The 803-nt window shown below is 48.7% G+C and carries 1 protein-coding gene; it reads left to right on the top strand.

Annotated elements, in window-relative coordinates; all coding sequences use genetic code 11:
- Positions 1 to 803, top strand: an 803-nt coding sequence (locus tag R7P74_RS25875; RefSeq protein WP_318123513.1) for a HAMP domain-containing protein, incomplete at both ends; no start/stop codon positions are given.

The raw sequence follows: 803 nt of genomic DNA, 5'->3' as shown, positions 1-803 counted from the left end.
CAAACGCGCGGGGAAATTTCTCTCTGTTTACGCAGGGTTCTCTGACGGCGCGATTGCCTACGGCGATAAAAGCGAATCATGGCCATCCGATTACGACCCTCGAACTCGCCCTTGGTATCAAGACGCGATGGCACAATCTGGGCTGATCATTACCGAGCCATACCAAGATTTTGATGGCAGTATTGTGGTCAGCTTTGCCAAAGCGTTTAACCAAAACAAACAAGGCGTATTGGCCGCTGACTTGGCCGTCACAGACATCATCAACGAAGTATTGAATATCCAACTGGATAACAACGGCTTCGCGTTTTTGGTGGATGGCAACAATAACCTCGTCGCTTATAAAGATGAAAAGCTCAGCCAGAAACCGCTCACCACGTTAAATCCAGAACTGACTCGCGATAAAATGGCCAACTTGGCACAACACGCGAAGCTAGAAACAATCACGTGGCCAAAACAAGGCGACCAACTGATTTATGTTGCTCAAGTCCCTAACACCGATTGGTCTCTGGGCGTTGTGCAAGACAAACAAATGGCTTTTGCCTCCGTTTCGGAGCAAGTGACCTTTACTGCCATTGCTTCAATCGTGATGTATTTGATCATCGCTGCCACCAGCACTTACGTGATCACTCGCCTACTACGTCCACTGCAAACTTTGTCGGATGCACTCTCTGAACTGTCACAAGGTGAAGGTGATTTGACGCAGCGCATCGAGATTGAACGCATGGATGAAATTGGCGAACTGGCCCCGCACGTCAACCAGGTCCTTGCTCAGATGCAATCCATGCTAAAAAACATCGTCCAAA

The organism is Vibrio sp. 2033, assembly GCF_033339735.1.
This window is presented reverse-complemented; position numbering and strand designations above follow the sequence as displayed.